The sequence below is a fragment of the Pseudarthrobacter sp. MOO13 genome (assembly GCF_058267655.1).
Map to the genome: position 1 here is coordinate 1,372,300 of NZ_CM177848.1, position 22,105 is coordinate 1,394,404.

A 22,105-nucleotide genomic window follows, 5' to 3' on the forward strand; every position below is an offset into this window, starting at 1 on the left:
CCGGGTTCCCTGCCGTGGCCGGGTCCGCGGGGCCTGCGGCGTCGGGCAAACCCATCCCGTTACGCCTTCACGGCGCGCCACGCCAAGGTGAGGTAGGGAAGATCGAGTTCCTGGTCGGGCGGGTAGGCCAGATGGTCGTGGAGGTACCAGTCCAGGTTCGCCAGGACCTTGGCCCTGGTTGCCTCGCCGGCGCGCAGGTAATAGCTCCGGGACTTGGTGAGTTCCATCAGGTCCGTGGTGGTCACCTTGTCCTGCCAGTGCGTGACATGCCCTTCGAGCCCGGTGAATTCGGGCCCCACCACCGGCTTGTGGCCCGGGCGGTACACATCGCCGGCGTGCATGATCCTGGAGAGCCTGTGCACCCACGGCACCGAGGTATCCAGTTGGTTCCAGATGAGTCCGAGCGTTCCGTGCGGGCGCAGGACGCGGGCAAGTTCGGTGCTCGCAGGCAGCGCGTCGCACCAGTGCCAGGCCTGCGCCACGGTGACGACGTCGAAGGAGGCTTCGGCCAGCCCCGTCGCCTCCGCGGTCCCCGCCACGGCCGTGGCAGCAGGGCAGTGTGCCGCGAGTTGGGCGAGCATGTCCGTGGAAGGGTCGACGGCGGTTACCTCCAGGCCAAGCTCCAGCAGCAGGGCCGTAAACTTCCCGGTACCGGCCCCGACATCGAGTGCGTCACGGGCCTGCGCCGGGACCAGCCACCGGGCTGATTCCACGGGGTAGCCCGGCCTGACGCGCTGGTAGTGCCGTCCGCCGTCGCGGAAACTGCCGCCAAGTTCCCGCCGGCGCCCGTGATCAAGCTTGGGGCCACCCCGAACCACGCGTGGACTCCTTCAATTCCGACTGTTGATGCCCCTCGAATTTACCGCACCCCCTTTGGACATGTGCTGGGGGAGCAGGAGCGGGAGGTGCCCTAGTCGTCGATACAGGGGGCCGCACCGGCCGTGCCCGGGGTGTTGGGTGCCCAGTGCGGGTAGGTGCGGGAGTCGTTGGCGGGCACCCAACGGCCTGCGTCAACCACGTAGTCCCAGCCCAGCCCGTTGCTGCGCAGTGCGCGGATGCCGGCAAGAAGGCGTTCGGCATCCTCCAGCCGGGATCCGACGCCGAAGCTCGCCCGGAGTGATCCGTTGGGCAGGCCCAGGCGTTTCAGCAGTGGGTGGGCGCAGAAGCGTCCGTCCCGCAGGCCCACGCCGTGCTCCGCCGAGAGGTAGGCGGCCACCAGCCCGGCGTCGTAGCCTGCAACCGAGAAATTGACCACGCCGATGGTGTCCGTTTCCGGATTGGTGTCCTTGAAGATCTGGTGGACGGTGACGCCATCGATGCCCTGGAGGCCCTCCACCAGGAAGGAGCGGATGGCGGACTCGTGGGCGTGCCAGCGTTCCTGGTCCAGTTCCGCGATCACCTGGGTGGCGCGGGCCAGCGTGGCGGCTCCCAGGACGTTGGGCGATCCCCCCTCATGGCGGGCCGGGCCGGTGGCCCAGCTGACGCCGTCGAGCCTTGCTTCCTTGACGGCACCGCCCCCGGCCAGGTGCGGGACACCGGCGTCCAGCCAGTCAGCACGTCCCACCAGGACGCCTGCGCCGAACGGCGCGTAGAGCTTGTGCCCGGAGAACGCAAGGTAGTCGACGTCGTCCGTGCTGATGTCCACCCGGCGATGCGGCGCAAGCTGGGCGGCGTCCACCACGATCCGTGCGCCGTACTGGTGCGCCAGCGCGGCCAAGGCCCGGATGGGGAGGATCTCGCCGGTGACGTTGGAAGCGCCGGTGACGGCCAGCAGGCTGACCCCGCCCTGCTCAAGTTCGGTGCGGACTGCCTCCAAAGTGCCGCTGATGGTATCCGCGGCGACAATGCTGCGGTGCGGGACGCCCTGCCAGGGCAGGAGGTTGGCGTGGTGTTCGATGTCCAGGTAAAGGACATCTCCGGCGGGGCGGCCGTCCGCCAGCGGCAGGCAGCCGGCCAGCAGGTTCAGGGAGTCGGTGGTGTTGCGGGTGAAGATGACCGAATCGCCGGGGCGCCCTCCCACGAAGTCGCGGACAATGTTGCGTGCGTTTTCGTACACTGAGGTGCTGATCTGGGATGCGTAGCCGGCGCCCCGGTGGACACTCGCGTAGTACGGGAGGATCTCGTTCAGGTACGCGGACACCACTGACAGCGCCGGTGCGGAGGCGCCGTAGTCGAGGTTTGCGTAGCGGACGTGGCCGCCGGAGATCAGCGGCGCCTGGATCTCGGCGCCGGTGACCGCGGCGAGGGGCCGGCCGGCGACGGCCTGTCGCGGATCCGCCGCGGCGGCGTTGGCGGTGGCGGAAAGGGGGGAGACGGTGGCAGTTGTCACAGAGACCTCACTTGGATACAGGACTCCGGCACAGTGGAATCCGCGCTTGCCGTATCCGCTCCGGACCGGCCTGGTCGTCACCCGGGGCACCCCACCGCGAATGGAGGGTTGCCGGCCAGCAAACCGGGGTTTTGCGCTGGCACTCGTGACCTGGATAAAAGCGTAGAACATGGAATGGGCAGGACTAAAGCCGCGGCAATTGTTAAGGCTTTTGTTACGCCCTGCCGAAGAAACGGCCGCGGACGCCCCCTCAAGGAGGCGTCCGGCGTCGTATTGTTCGATTATTGTGCCGCTAGGGCGACTGCTGGAGCAGGTCGTCGAGGTCCGGGTTCAGCCGGTGCAGCACCTCTGAATGCAGGATCGAGTTCGTGGCCAGGGCATTGCCGCCGAACGGGCCATCCTCGCCTTCGAGGGACGTGAAGCGGCCGCCGGCCTCCACCACGATCGGTACCAGGGCAGCCATGTCGTACAGGTTCAGTTCGGGTTCGCAGGCGATATCCACCGAGCCTTCCGCCACCATGCAGTAGGACCAGAAGTCTCCGTACGCCCGGGTCCGCCACACGTCTTCCGTCAGGCCGAGGAAGTCGTCAAGGTTTCCGCGTTCCTTCCAGCCGCCCAGGCTGGAATAGGAGAGGGAGGCGTCGGCCAGGTTTGAGACGTTGGAAACCCGAAGCCGGGTGGCGGCGGCCAGGGACCTGCCCATGTACGCGCCCATGCCTTTGGCAGCCCACCAGCGCTTGCCCAGTGCCGGAGCGCTGACGACGCCCACCACCGGCTCGCCCTCGTCCACCAGGGCGATCAGCGTGGCCCAGACCGGGACGCCGCGGACGAAGTTCTTGGTCCCGTCGATGGGATCGATGATCCAGCGCCGCGAGCCGTGGCCGGTGCTGCCGAATTCCTCACCCAGAACGGCATCGCGGGGCCGGGAGCGGGAGAGTTGGCCTCGGATGGCCTCCTCGGCCGCCTTGTCGGCGTCGGTGACCGGCGTCAGGTCCGGCTTGGTCTCGACGTGGAGGTCCAGGGCCTTGAACCGGCTCATCGTCTGGTCGTCCACGGAGTCGGCCAGGACGTGGGCCAGGCGCAGGTCATCGTTGTAACTCGAAGCGGGTTGGATCATGGTTCCAAACTACCGTCTGCGGGCGTTTCTGCCGGGAGAACGCGTCAGTTGACGCTGCCAAGCTCCTTCGTTTCCTGTGCTTCCATCCTTGGATCGGCGCCGAGCAGCCGCCGCAGGGACGCCAGGCGGGCGGCGCCGGTAGGGCCGGCGTGTCCGCCGTCCACCCACTCGTCCAGCCCGCAGTTGACCGCCGTTGCCGTGTGCTTGCAGCCCCGCTCGCAGTTTTCGATGCCCGGGGAGAGATCCGGGAACGAGCGCAGGATCCTGTCCGGGTCCACGTGCGCCAGGCCAAAGGACCGGATCCCCGGGGTGTCGATGATCCAGCTGCCGGGCGGCGCGTCCGCGAGCCGAAGTGCCAGCGCCGACGACGACGTGTGCCGGCCGCGCCCGGTGACGGCGTTGACGCCGCCGGTGGCGCGCTCGGCGCCCGTGAGTGCGTTCACCATAGTGGATTTGCCCACCCCGGAATGCCCCAGCATCACGGTGACGGTGCCGTCGAGGTGTGCGCGGAGGGCGGCCACCGCAGCGCTGTCCAGCCGGGCGGAGAGGCCGTCGTCGGACCGCGCGTCGATCCCGGAGGCCTGTGCGTCGGCGGTCTTGCTGATGATGACGGGGAAGTCCAGGTGCGTGTAATTGGAGAGGAGCTCGGCGGGATCCTTGACGTCGGCCTTGGTCACCAGCAGGATCGGCGCGATCCCGGCGTCGTAGGCCGCCACCAGGGCGCGGTCAATGAAGCCTGTGCGGGGCTCGGGGTTGGCGGCCGCCACGACGATGACCAGCTGGTCCGCGTTGGCCACCACGGCGCGCTCCACGGGGTCGGTATCGTCGGCACTGCGGCGAAGCAGGGTGCGGCGGTCCTGAATTTTCACCAGCCGGGCCAGCGTGTCCGGGGCTCCGGAGACATCCCCCACCAGGGAGACGAAGTCGCCGGCCACCACGGGATTGCGGCGAAGCTCGCGGGCCCGCGCAGCGATGACCACCCGCTCATTGTCCGAGTCCTCACCCACCACCGCGGTGTACCGCCCACGGTCCACCGTGATGATCCGGCCGGTTACGGCGTCATCGTGGCTGGGGCGGTCTTTGGTGCGTGGCCTGGAGCCTTTCTTGCTCGGGCGGATCCTGACGTCCGATTCGTCCCAGGAATCAGTGCTCCGCGCCACTGCCGCGCCCTTCCGGTCCGGCAGCGGACGTGCCCTCCTGGGCCAGCATGCCTGCCCACAGCTGTGGGAAGTCGGGCATGGTCTTGGCTGTGGTGGCAATATCCTCCACCTGGACGCCCGGTACCGCCAGTCCCAGGATCGCCCCGGCCGTGGCCATCCGGTGGTCCGCGTAGCTGTGCACGACGCCGGCGTGCAGCCGGGCGGGGCGGATGAGCAGTCCGTCCGGAGTTTCCTCGGCGTCTCCGCCGAGCCGGTTGATCTCTGCCACCAGGGCAGCCAGCCTGTCGGTTTCGTGTCCTCGCAGGTGCGCGATCCCGGTGAGCCGGGAGGGCTCCGAGGCCAAGGCGCACAGCGCGGCGACGGTGGGGGCGAGTTCGCTGGTGTCCGCGAAGTCCCCACCCTTGATTTCCGGACCGCCGGTGACGGTCAGGACGCCGCTGTCCAACGTGACCGTGGCACCCATGCTGGTGAGGATGTTGCGCCACAGGTCGCCCACCTGCCGGGTCTCCGCCGGCCAGTTGGGGATCCGGACCGTTCCCCGAGAGGCGAGGGCCGCCGCCAGGAACGGGCCCGCGTTGGAAAGGTCCTGTTCGATCCGCTGGTCGAAGGCACGGATCGGTCCGGGCGCTACCACCCAGTGGTTGGGCACGGAATCGTCCACGGACACGCCTGCGCCGCGAAGGACCGAGACCGTCATGTTGATGTGGTCCAAGCTTGGTACCGGTTTGCCCACGTGCTCAAGATGCAGGCCGTCGTCGAACCGTGCCCCCACGAGCAGGAGCGCGGAGACAAACTGGGACGAAGCGCTGGCATCAATCACCAGGTGGCCGCCGCGGACGGAGCCCTTGCCCGCCACGGCGAACGGGAGGGACGACGGGGCGTTGCCGTCTTCGGCTGAGACAGCCACACCCAGGGCCTTGAGGGCCTCGATGATGGTCCCCATGGGGCGCTTGCGTGCGTGCGGGTCGCCGTCGAACACGCTTATCCCGTTGCGGAGTGCAGCGAGCGGCGGAACGAACCGCATCACCGTACCGGCCAGCCCGCAGTCGATCCGGGCCTCCGTCACGGGCGCGGACGCAGGCAACGGAACCACTTCGAGGTCGGGACCAAAGGTTCCGTCGCCCGGGACCTCCGTGATCGTGGCGCCAAGCTGCCGCAGCGCATCGATCATCAGCACGGAATCCCTGGAATGCAGGGGCGCCCGCAACCGGGACGGCCCATCCGCCAATGCCGCCAGAACGAGGTACCTGTTGGTCAGGGACTTCGAGCCAGGCACCGTAACGGTGGCGTTGACGGGCCGGGAAGCGAAAGGGGCGTCCCAGTGCTGGACAGGTGTTCCGGAAGCGTCCCGGGCGGCAGTTGCTGCGGTCATTCGTGCTTAGGCTCCCGTGGCGTGGTCGACGGCGCGGCGGACAGCCTTGTCCGCCTTGTGCAGCTTCTTGTTCGTGGTCTTGCGCGCGTCGGCGGCCAGGTGCGAGGCGTTCCGGCGGGCACCTGCGGCAAGGTGCTCGGCGCGCCAGGCCAGTCCCGGCTTTCCTGCGGTGTCCACCGAGGCGAGCAGCGCACCGCCGCTGAGGGACAGGTTCTTGAGCAGCTGGTTCCGGCGGGTCTCGCGCCCTTCCTTGCTGCTGATGTCCGCGCTGCGCCACTCGACGAACGTGTTGAGCAGGGAAACCACCGTCAGCAGCGACGCGGAGAGCCTGGAGAACTTTCCAAGGCCGAACAGGACGCCGGCGCCCACCTGGGTACCGCCGATAACACGCGCGAGGGTCTTCTCGCTGGCCTGGAACGGAAGCGAGGCCGCGGCCTTGCGGAGCAGGGGTGAGAGTTGCTGCGCAGTGTCGTCGGAGTTCTTGAGCTTATCCAGTCCGGCAATGACAAAACTGGAGGCGAGCATGGGCCGTGCGAGCGTGCGGACAAAGGACATGGATTTCCTCCTGGATGGACGAACCGCGGAACGCGGCGGAGTCGGTCCTAGTCTTGCACTTTTGGGGAATATTTGCCTGCGGGAAGGGGTTATGGCTGACGGGTCACCGACATGCGGCCCGATGATCATTCACCCGATACAGAGCGGAGTTGGCCCTTGGGGAAGGTGTTGGACGGAACGAGGCCCGCGGGTCCGGTGGCAGTGGAAGCACTGGCTGCCGATCCCTTGGAGTACGGCACGCCCCGGGCAGGGCGCCTGACAGTAGACTTGAAGGCAATGAGCACCCTGGATCCGGCCGTCGCGGCCATGTATGAGGCTTCACCTGGCGCAGCGAACGGCTCGGCACCGGCCCCGCCGGCTTCTGCCGCGCCGGCGGGGGAGGTTGGTCCGGCCGCAGGGCCGGACACCGAGGACGCCGCCCTGGACGTTGCGGCGGAGACCGTTGAGGACCGCCGCCTGCGCTTCGAGCGGGACGCCATGCAATACGTCGACCAGCTGTACTCGGCGGCGATGCGCATGGCACGGAACCCCTCAGATGCCGAGGACCTGGTCCAGGAGGCCTACACCAAGGCATTTTCGGCGTTCCACCAATACAAGCCGGGCACGAACCTCAAAGCGTGGCTGTACCGGATCCTGACCAACACCTACATCAACCTCTACCGCAAGAGGCAGCGCGAGCCGCTTCAGTCCAATTCGGACACGATCGAGGATTGGCAGCTTGCCCGCGCGGAGTCCCATACTTCAAGCGGACTTCGGTCGGCCGAGGCCGAGGCGTTGGACCACCTCCCGGATTCAGACGTCAAGCGGGCGCTCCAGGACATTCCGGAGGAATTCCGGCTGGCAGTGTACTTCGCCGACGTCGAGGGCTACGCCTACAAGGAAATCTCAGACATCATGAACACGCCCATCGGCACCGTGATGTCCCGGCTCCACCGCGGCCGGAGAATGTTGCGGGACATGCTCGCGGAATACGCCGCCGAGCGCGGATTCAAAACGGCCGCAGATGCATCGGAAGCGGCAGGAAGCAAACCACAGGAGAACAGGAAATGAGCGACTGCCAGGGATTGGGCGATTGCGACGACACCCGGATGCAACGCATCTACGAGTACCTTGACGGGGCGTTGACCCGCGAGGACCTTACCGAAATCAAGAACCACCTTGACGACTGCCCCGAGTGCGCGCAGCAGTATGACCTTGAGTGCGTGATCCGCAACATGGTCAAGCGCTCCTGCACAGAGTCCGCTCCGGACAACCTGAAGAACGCCATCCTGGACCGTATCCACGCCATCCGGCCGGTGGAGGCGTAGGAACGCCCCACGCCGGCGGACAATGGCCGCAGACAGCAAAGGACCCCGAAAGCCGAATGGCTTCGGGGTCCTTTGCTTGAACCGTAGTCCCTGGCATTTGCCTAGGTGTTGGGGCGCTTCCCGTGGTTCGCGCCGCCACGCTTACGGTCACGACGCTTGCGTGCACGCTTGCTCATAGCTGGCCTCCTTACTGTTGGTACTCAAAAGAGCTGCCCTCCAGTCTCCCACATGATGTGGCGGCCCGCGAACCGGAGCGGGCCGGTGGCCTGCGGCGGTGCCGCTGGTTGCCTGCGCCTACCCGTGGAGCGCAGCGCCGATTGCGGCGCGGGCATCTTCCAGGACAAGCCGGACATGATCCAATGCCACCGCGTTGAGGGGCGCGGGCGGGCCCTGGCGTTGCAGGTCGGCGCGGATGCCATCGCGGAATTGTTGCAGCATCCGGTCTATGGCGAGCTGCTGTACGGAGGCGGTGATCCCGCGTTCCACTGCTGCCAGGTCCACCTGGCGGTGGTTCAGCTCGGCAAGGCCTTCTGCCGTGATGCGGTACGTCGTGCGTCGTCCGGACGGCTCAGTGGCCACCAGGCCGTCCGCTTGAAGCTTGCCCAGCCGTGGATAGATCGTTCCCGCGCTGGGGGAGTAGGCGCCGCCAAAGCGGTCCTTGAGCGCCTTGATGAGCTCGTACCCGTGCTTGGGACCGCCTTCGAGCAGGGAAAGCAGGTACAAGCGCAACGCACCGTGTGCGAAGACGGCAGGCATCAGCCGTGCGCTTCCCCGCTGCCGGGTTTCGGGGCGTGGACAATCGACGTCCGGCCGGACACCGAGTTGGTCCTGACCAGCATGAGCTGTTCATCCGGGCCGGCAATCGTTTCCACTCTTCCGTTGGCCAGGAAGCACTGCTGGCCGTCAAGGACCACCGCCCCGCCGGCCGACTTGGCCACGATATCGACGCCGACATCGTGCGGAAGTTGAATGGTCAGGTCCCCGGAGACGGAGTTGGAGCCGAAATCATGGGTAAAGCCAAGCAGTTCGAAAGCGAGGTGGCCGCTGACGGTGTTCGTGCGCACGTTGGTGAAGTGCCCGTCCGCGGTGACTGCCCCGGAGACGGTCTTGACCGTGAGGACGCCACGGTGGTTCCTGACGGCGGCCGTGCCGCTCACGGTGTTGACCTGCAGCTCACCGGAGGTGCCGTCGGCGACGACGGAGCCTGACACTGTGTTGAGGCGGACGTGGGCGGCGACGCCGGAGACCAGTCCCTCGCCACTGACGGTGCCGGCCTCCACCTCGACGCCGGGTGGAACGGAAATGCTGATCATGGCCGAGTTGTCGCTGGTGTGGTTGACGGACTCCATCAAATTCTTGAACCATCCCTGCGGACCATTCAGTTGATGCCGGACCTCCACCCTGCCGCCGCTTGCTGATACCGCCACGGGGTCGCCGTGGACTTCCGAGATCTCAACCCGCACATCCGGCCCGGCATGGGCCGCCACGGTGAACTTGCCGCGCACCATGCCCAGCTTCAGGGCGGTGGCGTCCCCGATTTCAATGGTTTGCGGGCCTTGCACAGTCCAGTTTCCGTCAGCCATGGTCCCCTCCAGAGGCGATATATCGCGTTGGGCTTCAACCTAGCCGCGCCGGCTTGCGCCGGTCAAGGCGTCCTGTCGGGGCTTACTGTGGCGCGTCCACGCCAAGCCATTGGAACCAGCCTCGGTGGAGCACCAGCCAGGCCATGAGGCCATAGCCTGCCTGGCCCGGCGTCCCCCCGTTCGCAGCCAGGTCCTGGCGCCACTGTTCATGGTTCAGCAGGGGCGAGAAGGTATCGACGTACAGATGCTTACGCCGGGTGGTGACGTCGGCGAAGGCGGTGTTCAGCTCATCCAGCCTCCGGTTTTGGGTCGGATCGAGCGTGGGCGGTGGTCCAACGACGAACACCTCTATGCGGTTCTGCGACGCCGAGTCCAGGATGTTGGCAAGGTTCAGCCTGCTCCGCGCGGTGGAAAGGCCGAATTCGATGTCGCGCCCGGACAGGCCGATGACCAGCCTGTTCTCGGCCTGGTCGCTGAAGCGCCTGCCGGCTTCGTCCAGCCACCGGGCTGCAAGCCCTTCGGTACCTTCCTGCGGACAGGGGAGGGCATAGCTTTCCAGCAGCATGCCGTCCTGGGGAGTGCGGGCCAGGACGCGGCCGAGCCAGCCCAGCGCCCGGGGATCGCCCAGTCCGGCCAGCAGTTCGTCTCCTACAGCTGCGATCCGCAGCTTCCTGTCTTCCACGCGTTCCTCTTCACTTCCGAACCGGCCGCAGCCTCCGTCGCCGCCGCGGCTGCGGAGGTACGGGGCGGCGCTGTCCAACCATTAAACAGAACTGCCCGGCCGGAGTCTGGTATTTCGACGTCCGGCCGGGCAGCCTTACGGTTTACTTCTTTGCAAATGCCTGCTTCAGCAGCAGGTCCTGTTCAGCGGCGTGCCGCTTCATGGAACCTGCAGCCGTTGAGGCGGACGCCGGCCGGGACACCAGGCGGACGCGGCGGTCCAGTGCCTCCGGCAGGTTCAGACCGATGAACGGCCACGGACCCTGGTTGGCGGGCTCGTCCTGCGCCCACACGACCTCGGCGTTCGGGTACTTGGCAAGCTCCGCGGCGATCTCCGCGTGCGGCAGCGGGTAGAGCTGCTCGACGCGCACGATCGCGGTGGTCTTGTCTCCGGTCTTCTGGCGGGTGGACAGGAGATCGTAGTACAGGCGGCCGGATACCAGGATGACGCGTTCGACGGCGGTGGCCGGCAGCTGCTCGTGCTCGCCGATGACCGGGCGGAAGGCGCCGGTGGTGAAGTCCTCCACGGACGAAGCGGCAGCCTTCAGGCGCAGCAGCTGCTTGGGCGTGAAGATGATCAGCGGCTTGCGCGGGCGGCTGTACGCCTGGCGGCGCAGCAGGTGGAAGTGCGAGGCCGCCGTGGTGGGGTTGGCCACGATCATGTTGTCTTCGGCGCACAGCTGCAGGAAGCGCTCAATCCGTGCCGAAGAGTGGTCCGGGCCCTGGCCTTCGTAGCCGTGCGGGAGCATCAGGACAAGCGAGGAGCGCTGGCCCCACTTCTGCTCGGCGGAGGAGATGAATTCGTCGATGATGGTCTGCGCACCGTTGACGAAGTCACCGAACTGGGCTTCCCAAAGGACCAGCGCGTCAGGGCGCTCCACGGAGTAGCCGTACTCGAAGCCCATGGCAGCGTATTCGGACAGCAGGGAGTCGTAGATCCACAGCTTGGCCTGGTCATCGGAGAGGTTGCCCAGGGGCAGCCATTCCTTGCCATTGGCGCGGTCGTGGAAGACGGCGTGGCGCTGCACGAACGTGCCGCGGCGCGAGTCCTGACCGGCGAGGCGGACGGGCACGCCTTCCATGATGAGTGAGCCGAACGCTGCGATCTCGCCGAAGCCCCAGTCGATGCCGCCTTCGCGGGACATCTGCTCGCGTTTCTCCAGCAGCTGCTTGAGCTTGGCGTGGACGGTGAAGCCCTCGGGAACCTCGACGTGGGCCTTGCCGATCCGGGCCAGGGTCTCGGCGCTGATGGCGGTGGCGACCGGTGCACTGACGTTGGAATCGGACTGCTGGGCCATGGGGCGCTCGATATCGGATACGGCGGCGGAGTCGGCTGTCACGATCGGGATCGGCGAGGTCTGCGCGGCGTGGGTCTCCGCGAAGACCCGCTCCAGCCGTTCCTGGTAGTCGCGGAGCAACTGCTCGGCTTCTTCCTCGGTGATGTCCCCGCGTCCGATCAGCGATTCGGTGTACAGCTTTCGGACGGAGCGCTTGGCTTCGATCAGGTTGTACATCAGGGGCTGGGTCATCGAGGGGTCATCGCCCTCGTTGTGGCCGCGGCGGCGGTAGCACACCATGTCGATGACGACGTCCTTGTGGAAGCGCTGCCGGAACTCGTAGGCGAGTTGGCCGATGCGCACCACTGCCTCCGGGTCGTCGCCGTTCACGTGGAAGACGGGCGCCTGGATCATTTTGGCGACGTCGGTTGAGTACGTGGACGAACGCGAGGACGACGGGGCGGTGGTGAAGCCCACCTGGTTGTTGACCACCACGTGGATGGTGCCACCGGTGCGGTAGCCGCGCAGCTGGGACAGGTTGAGCGTCTCCGCCACGACGCCCTGGCCTGCGAAGGCGGCGTCGCCGTGCACCATGATGGGCAGCACTGGGAAGGATTCGCCCTGGTCCAGGCGGTCCTGCTTGGCGCGGACAATGCCCTCGAGGACGGAATCGACGGCTTCAAGGTGCGACGGGTTGGCGGCGAGGTAGACCTTGGTCTCCCTGCCGTTGTCGGAGGTGAAGGTACCCTCGGTACCCAGGTGGTACTTGACGTCGCCAGAGCCCTGGACGGAACGCGGATCCTGGGTGCCTTCGAATTCGCGGAACACCTGGGCGTAGGTCTTGCCGGCGATGTTCGTGAGCACGTTGAGGCGGCCGCGGTGGGCCATTCCGATGGCAACTTCGTCCAGGCCGTCGTCGGCAGCGTTGGACATGATGGCGTCCAGCAGCGGGATCAGCGATTCGCCGCCCTCGAGCGAGAATCGCTTCTGGCCTACGAACTTGGTCTGCAGGAACGTTTCGAAGGCCTCCGCGGCGTTCAGCTTGGAAACGATCCGGATCTGTTCTTCGCGGCTGGGCTTGGAGTAGGGGTGTTCCAGCTGGTCCTGGAACCACTTGCGCTCGGCCGGCTCCTGGATGTGCATGTACTCGATGCCGGTGGTGCGGCAGTAGGCATCGCGCAGGACGCCCAGGATGTCGCGGAACTTCAGCATCGGCTTGCCGCCGAAGCCGCCGGTGGGCCACTCGCGGTCCAGGTCCCACAGGGTCAGGCCATAGGTGAGGACGTCGAGGTCGGGGTGCTTGCGCTGGACGTATTCGAGCGGGTCCGTGTCCGCCATGAGGTGGCCGCGGACGCGGTATGAGTGGATCAGCTGCTGGATCCGGGCCACCTTGTTGATCTCGTCGGCGGGATCCACCTGGAGGTCGGGGCTCCAGCGGACGGGCTCGTACGGGATGCGCAGTGCTTCGAAGATCTCGTCGTAGAAGTTCTGGGCCCCGAGCAGGAGCTGGTGGACCAGCTTGAGGAACTCGCCGCTGCCTGCGCCCTGGATCACGCGGTGATCGTAGGTGGAGGTCAGGGTGAGGACCTTGCTGATGGCGTTCTGCGCAATGATCTTTTCGCTGGCGCCCTGGAACTCGGCGGGGTAGTCGAGGGCACCGACGCCGATGATGGCGGCCTGGCCCTTGGAGAGGCGGGGTACCGAGTGGACGGTGCCGATGCCGCCCGGGTTGGTCAGGGATACCGTGGTGCCCTGGTGGTCCTCAGCGGTCAGCTTGCCGTTGCGGGCGCGCTTGATGAGGTCCTCGTAGGTGTGCCAGAACTCGGCAAAGTTGAGGGTTTCGGCCTTCTTGATGTTCGGGACCATCAGCAGGCGGGTGCCGTCCGGCTTGGGCATGTCGATGGCTATGCCGAAGTTGACGTGAGCGGGCTGGACGGCGACGGGCTTGCCGTCCACTTCGTCGTAGTACACGTTCATGGACGGGAACTGGGAGAGCGCGCGGATGACGGCGTAGCCGATCAGGTGCGTGAAGGAAACCTTGCCGCCACGGGCGCGGGCAAGGTTGGAGTTGATGACCACGCGGTTGTCGATCAGCAGCTTGGCGGGGATGGCGCGGACGCTGGTTGCGGTGGGCACCTCGAGGCTGGTCACCATGTTGGTGGCGATGGCCTTGGCAGGGCCGCGCAGGATCGAGACGACGTCCTCTTCGGGAGCCGTGGGGGCCTTGACGTTCTTGGGCAGCTGGGCCGGGATGGGCTGGGCGCCGGTGCCTGCACCGGTCTTCGTGCCGCCGTCGCGGGCCTCGGTTGCAGGAGCCTTTTTGACCGGCGCAGGGGCCGGGGCGGCGGGTGCGGCAGCAGCGGGTGCTGCCGGGGGAGCGGCGGGGGCTGCTGCCGGCGACGGTGCCGGCGCGGCGGGAGCTGCCTTCACGACGGGGAGTTCCCGGGTGGCGGGGTGGGCTGCGTGTGCGGAATTTCCATTGGAAGAAGAACCGTTGCGCGAGTCGAAGGATTCAAACAGCGGCCACCACTTGGCATCCACAGCGTTCTTGTCCTGTTGGTACTGCTCGTACAGTTCGTCAACGAGCCACTCGTTTCCGCCAAATTCCTCTGGTAGACGGTGGCTTGGCTGCTCTGGCACTTGAAATACGCCTCTTCCATGAGTTTGATTTCTCTCCGGCCCCCCGGTGCTTCAGCACTGCGATCGAACCAGTCTCTGCGTCCTCTGAACCCAGACCTTTGCAAGTCTAGTGAGCATCGTGTGTTAACTGCCAATAAGGGTGACCCAAATCATGAAGTGACGATCGCCGGCCCTATCGAGGGCATTCCGGGAGGCACAGCAAGGCCTGCCGGATCACCGGGAGAGGCATGCCTGTGACCGTGTTTCAGGGGCCGGCGACGGACTGGTGCCGCGTGGTTGCGCGGGGCCGCTCCTGTAGACTGAAATTCTTATGGACAGTAAATCTAGGTGCCGGCCTGGGCGCTGTCAGCGGAGCTCGAAGAGAAGCGCCGCGCAGTCCGCCCCCAGAGCCGGCAAACCCCGACAACGCGCCCATCACCAGAAGACGGCCCAGCTTGCCGCAACCCGCACGGACCAGGCGTCGGTTTCGGCCGATCATCCTCCGCCGGGACGACACATCCTCCCCGTTCCAGGTTTGACTGCCCATCCCGCGCACCGGGCGGGGTGCTGAATGGAATGGCTCCTCCTCGCAGCAGGTTTGCTGCTGATCGCCGGCACGGGCTTTTTCGTGGCCGTCGAGTTTTCCCTCATCGCGTTGGACCAGCCCACGGTCCAACGCGCCATTGACGACGGCGATGCCGGCGCGGTACCGCTGCTCACCTGCCTGAAGTCGCTGTCCACCCAGCTCTCGAGCTGCCAGCTGGGCATTACCCTGACCACCCTCCTGACCGGTTACGTCATGGAACCCTCCGTGGGACATATCCTCAAAGGCCCGCTGGCCGCCGCCGGACTGCCCCCCGTGGTGGTCGAATCGGCCTCGCTGGTCCTGGCCATGGTGGTGGCCACCCTGCTCTCCATGCTCCTGGGGGAGCTGGTGCCCAAGAACATGGCGATCGCCCTGGCATTCCCTGTGGGCCGTGCCCTGGCCGGCCCGCAGCTGGTCTTCACCACCATCTTCAAGCCTGCCATCCTGGTCCTCAACGGATTCTCCAACCGGGTCCTGAACGTGTTCGGACTGGAAGCCAAAGAGGAAATTTCCGGCGCCCGCACCCCGGCGGAGCTGGCCTCGCTGGTCCGCCGTTCCGCCGCGATGGGAACGCTCGACGCCGGAACCGCCAACTTCATTGCGCGCACCCTGGACTTTTCCACCCGGACGGCGGCGGATGTGATGACGCCACGCATCCGGGTGGAGACGATCGACGCCGACCAGCCGGTGTCCGACGTCGTGGATGCCGCGCGCCGGACCGGGTACTCCCGGTTCCCCGTGATCGGTGATTCGGCCGATGACATCCGCGGGCTGGTCCACGTCAAGAAGGCCGTCGCCGTCCCGTGGGAACGCCGGCGGAACCTTGAGGCGGGCGCCATCATGACCGAGGTCCTGCGCGTGCCCGAGACCATCCACCTCGATGCCCTGCTGGCCGAGCTGCGGGAGGGCAACCTCCAGCTGGCAGTGGTGCTGGACGAATACGGCGGGACCGCAGGCATCGCCACGCTGGAGGACCTCGTGGAGGAGATCGTCGGCGAAGTGGCGGACGAGCATGACAAGGTCCGCCCCGGGCTGCTGCAAAGCGCCTCCGGCGATTGGTACTTCCCGGGCCTCCTGCGTCCGGACGAGTTGTCCGAACAGATTCCCGGTCTCAGTGTGCCCGATGAGGCTGCGTACGAGACCGTGGGGGGATACGTGATGAGCAAGCTGGGCAGGATCGCTGCCGTGGGGGACGCCGTTCCTGTCGGCGGCGGAACACTCAGCGTGACCAGGATGGACGGCCGCAGGATCGACCGCATCTGCTTCCGGCCCGACAAGGAAACCGGAATGCCGGACGCCAGTGACGGGAGCAACCCATGAGCGACTGGGCCGGAATAATGTGGCTGGGCGTACTCCTGCTTGGCAATGCCTTCTTCGTGGCGGCGGAGTTCGCCATCATGTCGGCGCGCCGCAGCCAGATCGAACCATTGGCCGACGCCGGGTCCAAGCGGGCCCAGACCACCCTGCGGGCCATGGAGAACGTCTCGTTGATGCTCGCGTGCGCGCAGTTGGGCATCACTGTCTGCTCCCTGCTGATCCTGCTGGTGGCCGAACCCGCCATCCACCACCTGCTGGCTGTTCCCATCGAGACGGTTGGCCTGCCGGCCGAGGCTGCGGGCGTGGCTGCCTTCGCGGTGGCCCTGCTGCTGGTGACGTTCCTCCATGTCACCTTCGGCGAGATGGTGCCGAAGAACATTTCCGTCTCCGTGGCGGACAAAGCCGCGCTGCTGCTGGCGCCGCCGCTGCTCTTCGTAGCCCGGCTGGTCCACCCGGTGATTTCGGTCCTCAACTGGTCGGCCAACCACATCCTCAAACTCCTGAGGATCGAGCCCAAGGACGAGGTAACTTCCTCGTTCACGCTTGAGGAAGTCCAGTCGATCGTCCAGGAGTCCACCCGTCACGGCCTGGTGGACGACGACGCCGGGCTGATCAACGGCGCCCTTGAGTTTTCCGAGCACACCGCCGAGGACATCATGGTGCCGCTGGAGAACCTGGTCATGCTTGGTGCGGCCACCACCCCCGTGGAGTTCGAGAAGGCGGTCAGCAGGACGGGGTTCTCCCGGTTCCCCATGCTGGATGACGAGGACATGCTGTACGGCTACCTCCACGTCAAGGATGTGTTGTCCATCCCGGAGTCCGGCTATGAGTTGCCGATCGCCGAGGGCCGTGTCCGGTCGCTGGCCAACCTTGCCTTGGATGACGAGATTGAAAAGGCCATGTCCGTCATGCAGCGCACGGGCTCCCACCTTGCCCGGGTGATCGGCCCGGATGGCAGGACGCGCGGGGTCTTGTTCCTCGAAGACGTGATCGAACAGCTTGTCGGTGAAATCAGGGACGCCACGCAGGCAACCGGGATCCGCCGGCTGGGCCAGCCCAACGGAAGCCAGAAGGCTAAATAGGAATCATTCGCATTTAGGTATAGGCTGGCACTGTTGACGTCCCCTCCTGTGAACTGAGGTATCCCCCGTGCGCCGTAATGCCGCTGCCCGCTCCTTCGTTGCCGCCCTCGCAGGGCTTGGCCTCCTGCTGAGTGCATGCAGCACGCAGTCCGCATCGACGCCCGACACCGGGGCGGGCGTCAATGTCGTAGCGTCGACGAACGTCTACGGGGACATCGCCAGGGCGATCGGTGGGGACAAGGTGAAGGTCACCGCCATCATCAACAACACGGCCCAGGATCCGCACTCCTATGAGGCAACCGCGCAGGACCGGCTCGCCGTTTCAAAGGCGCAACTGGTCATCGAAAACGGCGGCGGCTATGACGATTTCCTCCACACCCTGGTGGAGGGGAGCAAGCTGGACAGCGCGGCCGTCCTCACCGCCGTCGAGGTCTCGGGCCTCGCCCACCCGGAGGACGCCACGGCCCATGCCACGGCGTCCGCAACTGCCGCCGCCGACACGCATGACCACGGCGATTTCAACGAACACGTCTGGTACAGCCTGGCGGCCATGGAGCGGATGGCCGACAGCATCGCCGGCAAGCTCGGCACGCTGGACCCGGCCTCCGCCGCCACGTTCACGGCCAACGCAGCCTCGTTCAAATCCGGGTTGTCGGCCCTGCACAGCCGGCTGGACGCTGTGAAGGCCTCCGCGGCAGGAGGCAAAGTGGCCGTCACGGAGCCCGTTCCGCTGTACCTGCTGGAGGACGCGGGCTTGGAGAACGCCACGCCGGAGCAATACACTGCTGCGATTGAAGAGGGAAGTGATGTTCCGCCTGCCGTCCTGAAGGAAGCCACTGACCTGGTGGCGTCCAAGAGCGTGCGGCTGCTGGCTTACAACGCCCAGACCGAAGGGCCGCAGACCGAGGCGCTGAAGAAGGCGGCGGAGGCTGCCGGCGTTCCGGTGGTGGATTTCAACGAAACCCTGCCCGAAGGCAAGACCTATCTGCAGTGGATGACGGACAACGTGAACAACATCAACAATGTCGTGGAGGCCAACCGGTGAATTCCGTTGTCAGCCTCAAGGGTGCCGGGCTTGCGTTCGGCCAGCGGACGCTTTGGTCCGGCCTTGACCTGGACATCCGGCCGGGCGAGTTCTTCGCCGTGCTGGGCCCGAACGGCAGCGGCAAGACCAGCTTCCTGAAAGTCCTCCTGGGCCTGCAAAAGCTGCACGCGGGACAAGCCACGCTGGGTGGCCGTCCTGTGGAACGCGGCAGCAGCCTGATCGGCTACATCCCGCAGCAAAAATCGTTCCCGGTGGACACGCCCATGCGCGCCCGCGACCTGGTGGGCCTGGGGGTGGACGGCCACCGCTGGGGCGTCCGGCTGTCCGCGGCGAAAATAAACCGGCGCGTGGATCAACTCCTGGAACTGGTAGGGGCCACCGACTACGCCAAGGTGCCGGTAGGCCAGCTCTCCGGCGGCGAGCAGCAGCGGCTCCGGGTGGCCCAGGCGCTGGCCACCGATCCCCAGGTTCTGCTCTGCGACGAGCCGCTGCTGTCCCTGGACCTGCACCACCAGCAGGCGGTCAGTGCGCTGATCAACAAGCAAAGCCATGAGAAGAACAGCGCGGTCGTCTTCGTCACCCATGAGATCAACCCGATCATCGATTACGTGGACCGGGTGCTGTACCTGGCCGGCGGTCGTTTCCGGGTGGGAACGCCGGAAGAGGTCATGACCACGGAAGTGCTCTCGGACCTGTACGGCAGCCATGTGGAGGTGATCCACGCCAACGGCAGGATCGTCGTCGTCGGCCTGCCGGATGCCACCACGCACCATCATCATGCCGGGGCGGACGCACTGGCCGGGGAGGTGGCGTGATGGACGCCAACAGCATCCTGGGGGCCATCTTCAACTTCGACAACTACGGCGAGCTCCTGGTCCTGGTCCAGAATTCGATCTGGGCCGGCGCCGTCCTCGGACTCCTCGGCGGGCTGGTGGGGACGTTCGTCATGAAGCGCGACCTTGCCTTCGCGGTCCACGGCATTTCCGAGCTCTCCTTCGCAGGTGCGGCCTTTGCCCTGCTCATCGGCGCCGACGTGGTCTTCGGCTCGCTGATCGGATCCGTGGCGGCAGCACTGTTGCTGGGCCTGATGGGCGTCCGGGCCAGGGACAAGAACTCGATCATCGGCGTGATCATGCCGTTCGGGCTGGGCCTGGGAATCCTGTTCCTGTCCCTCTACCAAGGCCGCGCAGCGAACAAGTTCGGGCTGCTCACCGGGCAAATCGTCTCGGTGGACACCGTCCAGCTCCAGGCACTGGCCGGGGCGGCCCTCGTAGTGATGCTCGCACTGGTGGCCATCTGGCGGCCGCTGAACTTTGCCAGCATCGACCCGGAACTTGCGGAGGCGCGGGGAGTTCCCGTGCGCAGCCTGGCCATCGTGTTCATGATCCTGCTGGGCGTCAGCGTGGCACTGTCCATCCAGGTGGTGGGGGCCCTCCTGGTGCTCGCACTGCTGATCACACCTGCCGCTGCTGCCCTGCGGGTCACCTCATCGCCGGTATGGGTGGTTATCCTGAGTGTCCTTTTCGCCGTTACGGCGACCGTGGGCGGAATCCTGCTGGCCTTGGGTGGCCGGATCCCGATCAGCCCTTACGTCACCACGTTGTCATTCCTGATCTACGTTGTGTGCCGCGTCATCGGTTCCGTGCGGGCGGCCCGCGGAATCAACGGCAGGGTCCTCACAGCTGCCCGGCAGCCTTAAGGGCAGTGCAGTCCGGGCACAGCCCGAAGATCTCCACCGTGTGGTCCACCTCGGTGAAACCATGTTCGGACGCTGTCCGCGCTGCCCAGGTTTCGACGGCGGGTGCCTCCACCTCCACGGCCTTGCCGCAGTTCCTGCACAGCAGGTGGTGGTGGTGCACGGTCACGTTGCAGCGCCGGTACACGGCCTCGCCGTCGCCATTGCGCAGTACATCCACCAAGCCCTCATCCGCGAGGGACTGGAGGATCCGGTAGGCCGTGGCGAGGGATACGGACACGCCCTGGTTGTGCAGGATCCGGTAGAGCTCCTGCGTACTGACGAAGTCATCAAGGTCGTCCAGGGCTGCGCTGACGGCCTTGCGCTGCTTGGTGACGCGCTGCTCCTTGCCGCCTCCTGCCGGGGATGGGGCGGCGGAATCAGCCTTGACGCCGATCGGCATGGACAAACTCGCTTCCGTGGGGGGGCAAACACCAAGATTACCAGCCGGCGCCTCGTGGACACGGTTCCGGGACGCGCCCTAGGCTGGCGCCATGAAGCTGACCAAATACACCCACGCCTGTGTCCGGCTTGAGAAGGAGTCCGGGGTCCTGGTCCTTGATCCGGGCACCTTCTCCGAATCAGCCGAGGCCCTTGCCGGGGCTGACGCCGTCCTGGTGACCCATGAGCACCAGGACCACCTGGACACCAAAGCCGTGGTGGAGGCCCTCGCCAGCAACCAGGACCTGGCGCTGTACGCGCCCGGGTCCGTGGCCGCCCAGCTGCGCGGGGAAGCTGCCGGCGCCGCCGGGAGGATCCACACGGTTGACCCGGGGTCCTCGTTCCAGGTTGCAGGGTTCGAAATCCGCAGCTTCGGCGGACAGCATGCCCTGATCCACCCCCAGATCCCGATGGTGGCGAACATTGGCTACCTGGTGGACCGCAATGTCTACCACCCGGGAGATTCATTCATCATCCCTGACGGCCTCAGCGTGAAAACCCTGCTGGTGCCGCTGCACGCACCGTGGAGCAAGTCCGCCGAGGTGGTGGACTTCGTCATCGGAGTGCGGGCACCGCAGGCGTTCCAGATCCACGACGGCCTGCTCAATGAGATCGGACTGGGCATCATTGAGGGCCATGTGCAGCGGATCGGTGCGAAGTATGGCACCGAGTACAGGCACCTGGCTGCCCGCGAGTCCGTGGAGGTCTAGTCCGCCGTCCACTCGCCGGTGTCGAGGAAGCGTGAGATCACGGCCTCGTAGGGCGCCGGATCCAGCCCCTGCGACGCCAGCCACTCCGGGTTGTAGTAGTTGCCCGCATAGCGCTCGCCGCCGTCGCACATCAATGACACAATGCTGCCTCGCCGGCCATCGGACAGCATCCGTGCCACTGTTTGCCAGACACCCCAAAGGTTGGTGCCGGTGGAGGGTCCGGCGTGCAGGCCGGCGTAGGAGTCCAGGTGGCGCATGGCGCCGACGGACGCCGCGTCCGGCACCTGGACCATCCGGTCGATGACGGTGGGGACGAAGCTTGGCTCCATCCGCGCCCGGCCGATGCCTTCGATGCGTGACGGCAGGCCGGTGGGCTGTTCAGCCGTGTCCGCCAGCCAGCCGGGGTAGAAGGCCGAGTTTTCAGGGTCCACCACCAGGAGCCGGGTGGGATGGCTGTGGTAGCGCAGGTAGCGGCCGATCGTGGCACTGGTCCCGCCGGTCCCCGCGCCCACCACGATCCAGTCCGGCACCGGATGCTGTTCCAGGCTGAGCTGGCCAAAGATCGACTCGGCAATGTTGTTGTTGCCGCGCCAGTCGGTGGCCCGCTCCGCATAGGTGAACTGGTCCATGTAGTGTCCGTTGCAGGTGGCCGCCACGTCTTCGGCCACGGCGTAGACATCCGAGGCGTTCTCCACCAGGAGGCACGTGCCGCCGAACTGTTCGATCAACGCGATTTTTTCCTGGCTGGTGGTACGGGCCATCACCGCGATGAAGGGCAGCCCCAGCAACCGGGCGAAGTAGGCCTCGGATACTGCGGTGCTGCCGCTGGAGGCTTCCACGATGGTGGTGTCCTCGCGGATCCAGCCGTTCACCAGCCCGAACAGGAAAAGGGACCGCGCCAGCCGGTGCTTGAGGCTGCCGGAACGGTGGGTGGATTCGTCCTTGAGGTAGAGCTGGATGCCCCACTGCTCCGGCAGCGGCACCGCGTAGAGATGGGTGTCTGCCGACCGGTTGTTTTCCGCCCTGATGGTCCGGATGGCGTTGTCTGCCCATTCCCGGTCTGCCCCGCTGTGGCGGCTGCCGTCCCCGTCTGCGCTGCCCTCGATCTTCACCGGACCAGCCTACCCGCGCGGGCGGCCGCGGCGCGCTT

21 protein-coding genes and 1 riboswitch are annotated in these 22,105 nt (G+C 66.5%); of the genes, 8 read left to right on the forward strand and 13 right to left on the reverse strand.

Features of this window, described 5'->3' with window-relative positions; translation table 11 throughout:
• Positions 1 to 59 precede the first annotated feature (59 nt).
• The 6 genes from AC4EEO_RS06430 to AC4EEO_RS06455 all read right to left on the reverse strand — a co-directional run bounded on the left by AC4EEO_RS06430 (position 60) and on the right by AC4EEO_RS06455 (position 6,533).
• Positions 60 to 818 (reverse strand): class I SAM-dependent methyltransferase, encoded by a 759-nt coding sequence (locus AC4EEO_RS06430; RefSeq protein WP_491330164.1) that lies wholly within the window; start codon positions 816 to 818, stop codon positions 60 to 62.
• Between the two features lie 92 nt (positions 819 to 910).
• On the reverse strand, positions 911 to 2,329 hold the full coding sequence (locus tag AC4EEO_RS06435) for an aminotransferase class V-fold PLP-dependent enzyme (RefSeq protein WP_018760167.1): 1,419 nt from the start codon (positions 2,327 to 2,329) through the stop codon (positions 911 to 913).
• Positions 2,330 to 2,366: 37 nt separating this feature from the next.
• A riboswitch (SAM riboswitch) is annotated at positions 2,367 to 2,480 on the reverse strand.
• A gap of 141 nt (positions 2,481 to 2,621) precedes the next feature.
• Positions 2,622 to 3,446 (reverse strand): histidinol-phosphatase, encoded by an 825-nt coding sequence (gene hisN, locus AC4EEO_RS06440; protein WP_018760166.1) that lies wholly within the window; start codon positions 3,444 to 3,446, stop codon positions 2,622 to 2,624.
• Between the two features lie 44 nt (positions 3,447 to 3,490).
• Positions 3,491 to 4,606: a ribosome small subunit-dependent GTPase A gene (gene rsgA, locus AC4EEO_RS06445; RefSeq protein WP_285247522.1), complete on the reverse strand. Its 1,116-nt coding sequence runs from the start codon at positions 4,604 to 4,606 to the stop codon at positions 3,491 to 3,493.
• Positions 4,590 to 5,978, reverse strand: a complete 1,389-nt coding sequence (aroA, locus tag AC4EEO_RS06450; protein ID WP_491330163.1) for a 3-phosphoshikimate 1-carboxyvinyltransferase — start codon at positions 5,976 to 5,978, stop codon at positions 4,590 to 4,592. The genes rsgA and aroA overlap by 17 nt, the downstream gene beginning before the upstream one ends.
• Before the next feature lie 6 nt (positions 5,979 to 5,984).
• Positions 5,985 to 6,533: a DoxX family protein gene (locus AC4EEO_RS06455; protein ID WP_018760163.1), complete on the reverse strand. Its 549-nt coding sequence runs from the start codon at positions 6,531 to 6,533 to the stop codon at positions 5,985 to 5,987.
• 276 nt (positions 6,534 to 6,809) lie between these two features.
• Between AC4EEO_RS06455 and AC4EEO_RS06460 the strand changes: the two genes are divergently transcribed.
• On the forward strand, positions 6,810 to 7,583 hold the full coding sequence (locus tag AC4EEO_RS06460) for a sigma-70 family RNA polymerase sigma factor (RefSeq protein ID WP_231369809.1): 774 nt from the start codon (positions 6,810 to 6,812) through the stop codon (positions 7,581 to 7,583).
• Positions 7,580 to 7,840 carry a mycothiol system anti-sigma-R factor gene (rsrA, locus tag AC4EEO_RS06465; RefSeq protein ID WP_018760161.1) on the forward strand — a complete coding sequence of 87 codons (261 nt, stop codon included), beginning with the start codon at positions 7,580 to 7,582 and terminating at the stop codon, positions 7,838 to 7,840. Before AC4EEO_RS06460 ends, rsrA begins: the two co-directional genes overlap by 4 nt.
• Before the next feature lie 101 nt (positions 7,841 to 7,941).
• Here the strand turns inward: rsrA and AC4EEO_RS06470 are convergent, their stop codons facing one another.
• The 5 genes from AC4EEO_RS06470 to AC4EEO_RS06490 all read right to left on the reverse strand — a co-directional run bounded on the left by AC4EEO_RS06470 (position 7,942) and on the right by AC4EEO_RS06490 (position 14,060).
• Positions 7,942 to 8,016 (reverse strand): 50S ribosomal protein bL37, encoded by a 75-nt coding sequence (locus tag AC4EEO_RS06470; RefSeq protein WP_369299106.1) that lies wholly within the window; start codon positions 8,014 to 8,016, stop codon positions 7,942 to 7,944.
• Between the two features lie 118 nt (positions 8,017 to 8,134).
• Positions 8,135 to 8,596 (reverse strand): PadR family transcriptional regulator, encoded by a 462-nt coding sequence (locus AC4EEO_RS06475; RefSeq protein WP_018760160.1) that lies wholly within the window; start codon positions 8,594 to 8,596, stop codon positions 8,135 to 8,137.
• Positions 8,596 to 9,423 carry a DUF4097 family beta strand repeat-containing protein gene (locus AC4EEO_RS06480; protein ID WP_491340128.1) on the reverse strand — a complete coding sequence of 276 codons (828 nt, stop codon included), beginning with the start codon at positions 9,421 to 9,423 and terminating at the stop codon, positions 8,596 to 8,598. The genes AC4EEO_RS06475 and AC4EEO_RS06480 overlap by 1 nt, the downstream gene beginning before the upstream one ends.
• An 82-nt stretch (positions 9,424 to 9,505) precedes the next feature.
• Positions 9,506 to 10,105: a GDSL-type esterase/lipase family protein gene (locus AC4EEO_RS06485; RefSeq protein WP_026264245.1), complete on the reverse strand. Its 600-nt coding sequence runs from the start codon at positions 10,103 to 10,105 to the stop codon at positions 9,506 to 9,508.
• A gap of 142 nt (positions 10,106 to 10,247) precedes the next feature.
• Complete coding sequence (locus tag AC4EEO_RS06490; RefSeq protein ID WP_491340129.1) at positions 10,248 to 14,060, reverse strand: multifunctional oxoglutarate decarboxylase/oxoglutarate dehydrogenase thiamine pyrophosphate-binding subunit/dihydrolipoyllysine-residue succinyltransferase subunit; 3,813 nt, start codon at positions 14,058 to 14,060, stop codon at positions 10,248 to 10,250.
• Between the two features lie 550 nt (positions 14,061 to 14,610).
• Here AC4EEO_RS06490 and AC4EEO_RS06495 point away from each other — a divergent pair.
• From AC4EEO_RS06495 to AC4EEO_RS06515, 5 genes are all read left to right on the forward strand, one after another.
• Positions 14,611 to 15,945, forward strand: coding sequence for a hemolysin family protein (locus tag AC4EEO_RS06495; protein WP_491330159.1), 1,335 nt, complete (start codon positions 14,611 to 14,613; stop codon positions 15,943 to 15,945).
• A complete protein-coding gene (locus AC4EEO_RS06500) occupies positions 15,942 to 17,024 on the forward strand; it encodes a hemolysin family protein (protein ID WP_026264243.1) in 1,083 nt (360 codons plus the stop codon). The genes AC4EEO_RS06495 and AC4EEO_RS06500 overlap by 4 nt, the downstream gene beginning before the upstream one ends.
• Positions 17,025 to 17,091: 67 nt before the next feature.
• The gene (locus tag AC4EEO_RS06505; RefSeq protein WP_491330158.1) at positions 17,092 to 18,069 is read left to right on the forward strand and encodes a metal ABC transporter solute-binding protein, Zn/Mn family; all 978 of its coding nucleotides are present in this window, start codon (positions 17,092 to 17,094) and stop codon (positions 18,067 to 18,069) included.
• Complete coding sequence (locus AC4EEO_RS06510; RefSeq protein ID WP_018760153.1) at positions 18,066 to 18,884, forward strand: metal ABC transporter ATP-binding protein; 819 nt, start codon at positions 18,066 to 18,068, stop codon at positions 18,882 to 18,884. Before AC4EEO_RS06505 ends, AC4EEO_RS06510 begins: the two co-directional genes overlap by 4 nt.
• Positions 18,884 to 19,768 (forward strand): metal ABC transporter permease, encoded by an 885-nt coding sequence (locus AC4EEO_RS06515; protein WP_018760152.1) that lies wholly within the window; start codon positions 18,884 to 18,886, stop codon positions 19,766 to 19,768. The genes AC4EEO_RS06510 and AC4EEO_RS06515 overlap by 1 nt, the downstream gene beginning before the upstream one ends.
• On the opposite strand, the gene AC4EEO_RS06520 is transcribed toward AC4EEO_RS06515, so the two are convergent.
• A complete protein-coding gene (locus AC4EEO_RS06520) occupies positions 19,746 to 20,207 on the reverse strand; it encodes a Fur family transcriptional regulator (protein WP_109045078.1) in 462 nt (153 codons plus the stop codon). The genes AC4EEO_RS06515 and AC4EEO_RS06520 overlap by 23 nt on opposite strands.
• 91 nt (positions 20,208 to 20,298) lie before the next feature.
• Between AC4EEO_RS06520 and AC4EEO_RS06525 the strand changes: the two genes are divergently transcribed.
• On the forward strand, positions 20,299 to 20,955 hold the full coding sequence (locus tag AC4EEO_RS06525; protein ID WP_109045077.1) for an MBL fold metallo-hydrolase: 657 nt from the start codon (positions 20,299 to 20,301) through the stop codon (positions 20,953 to 20,955).
• On the opposite strand, the gene AC4EEO_RS06530 is transcribed toward AC4EEO_RS06525, so the two are convergent.
• Positions 20,952 to 22,067 (reverse strand): PLP-dependent cysteine synthase family protein, encoded by a 1,116-nt coding sequence (locus tag AC4EEO_RS06530; protein ID WP_491340130.1) that lies wholly within the window; start codon positions 22,065 to 22,067, stop codon positions 20,952 to 20,954. The two genes, AC4EEO_RS06525 and AC4EEO_RS06530, sit on opposite strands and share 4 nt — an antisense overlap.
• Between the last annotated feature and the right edge of the window lie 38 nt (positions 22,068 to 22,105).

Excerpts from the sequence above, each read along its gene's own strand:
- hisN (WP_018760166.1), bottom strand. The coding sequence starts at position 3,446 with ATGATCCAACCCGCTTCGAGTTACAACGATGACCTGCGCCTGGCCCAC.
- rsrA (WP_018760161.1), top strand. The coding sequence starts at position 7,580 with ATGAGCGACTGCCAGGGATTGGGCGATTGCGACGACACCCGGATGCAA.
- AC4EEO_RS06495 (WP_491330159.1), top strand. The coding sequence starts at position 14,611 with ATGGAATGGCTCCTCCTCGCAGCAGGTTTGCTGCTGATCGCCGGCACG.
- AC4EEO_RS06520 (WP_109045078.1), bottom strand. The coding sequence starts at position 20,207 with ATGCCGATCGGCGTCAAGGCTGATTCCGCCGCCCCATCCCCGGCAGGA.
- AC4EEO_RS06460 (WP_231369809.1), top strand. The coding sequence starts at position 6,810 with ATGAGCACCCTGGATCCGGCCGTCGCGGCCATGTATGAGGCTTCACCT.
- AC4EEO_RS06475 (WP_018760160.1), bottom strand. The coding sequence starts at position 8,596 with ATGCCTGCCGTCTTCGCACACGGTGCGTTGCGCTTGTACCTGCTTTCC.
- aroA (WP_491330163.1), bottom strand. The coding sequence starts at position 5,978 with ATGACCGCAGCAACTGCCGCCCGGGACGCTTCCGGAACACCTGTCCAG.
- AC4EEO_RS06500 (WP_026264243.1), top strand. The coding sequence starts at position 15,942 with ATGAGCGACTGGGCCGGAATAATGTGGCTGGGCGTACTCCTGCTTGGC.
- AC4EEO_RS06455 (WP_018760163.1), bottom strand. The coding sequence starts at position 6,533 with ATGTCCTTTGTCCGCACGCTCGCACGGCCCATGCTCGCCTCCAGTTTT.
- AC4EEO_RS06480 (WP_491340128.1), bottom strand. The coding sequence starts at position 9,423 with ATGGCTGACGGAAACTGGACTGTGCAAGGCCCGCAAACCATTGAAATC.
- AC4EEO_RS06525 (WP_109045077.1), top strand. The coding sequence starts at position 20,299 with ATGAAGCTGACCAAATACACCCACGCCTGTGTCCGGCTTGAGAAGGAG.
- AC4EEO_RS06515 (WP_018760152.1), top strand. The coding sequence starts at position 18,884 with ATGGACGCCAACAGCATCCTGGGGGCCATCTTCAACTTCGACAACTAC.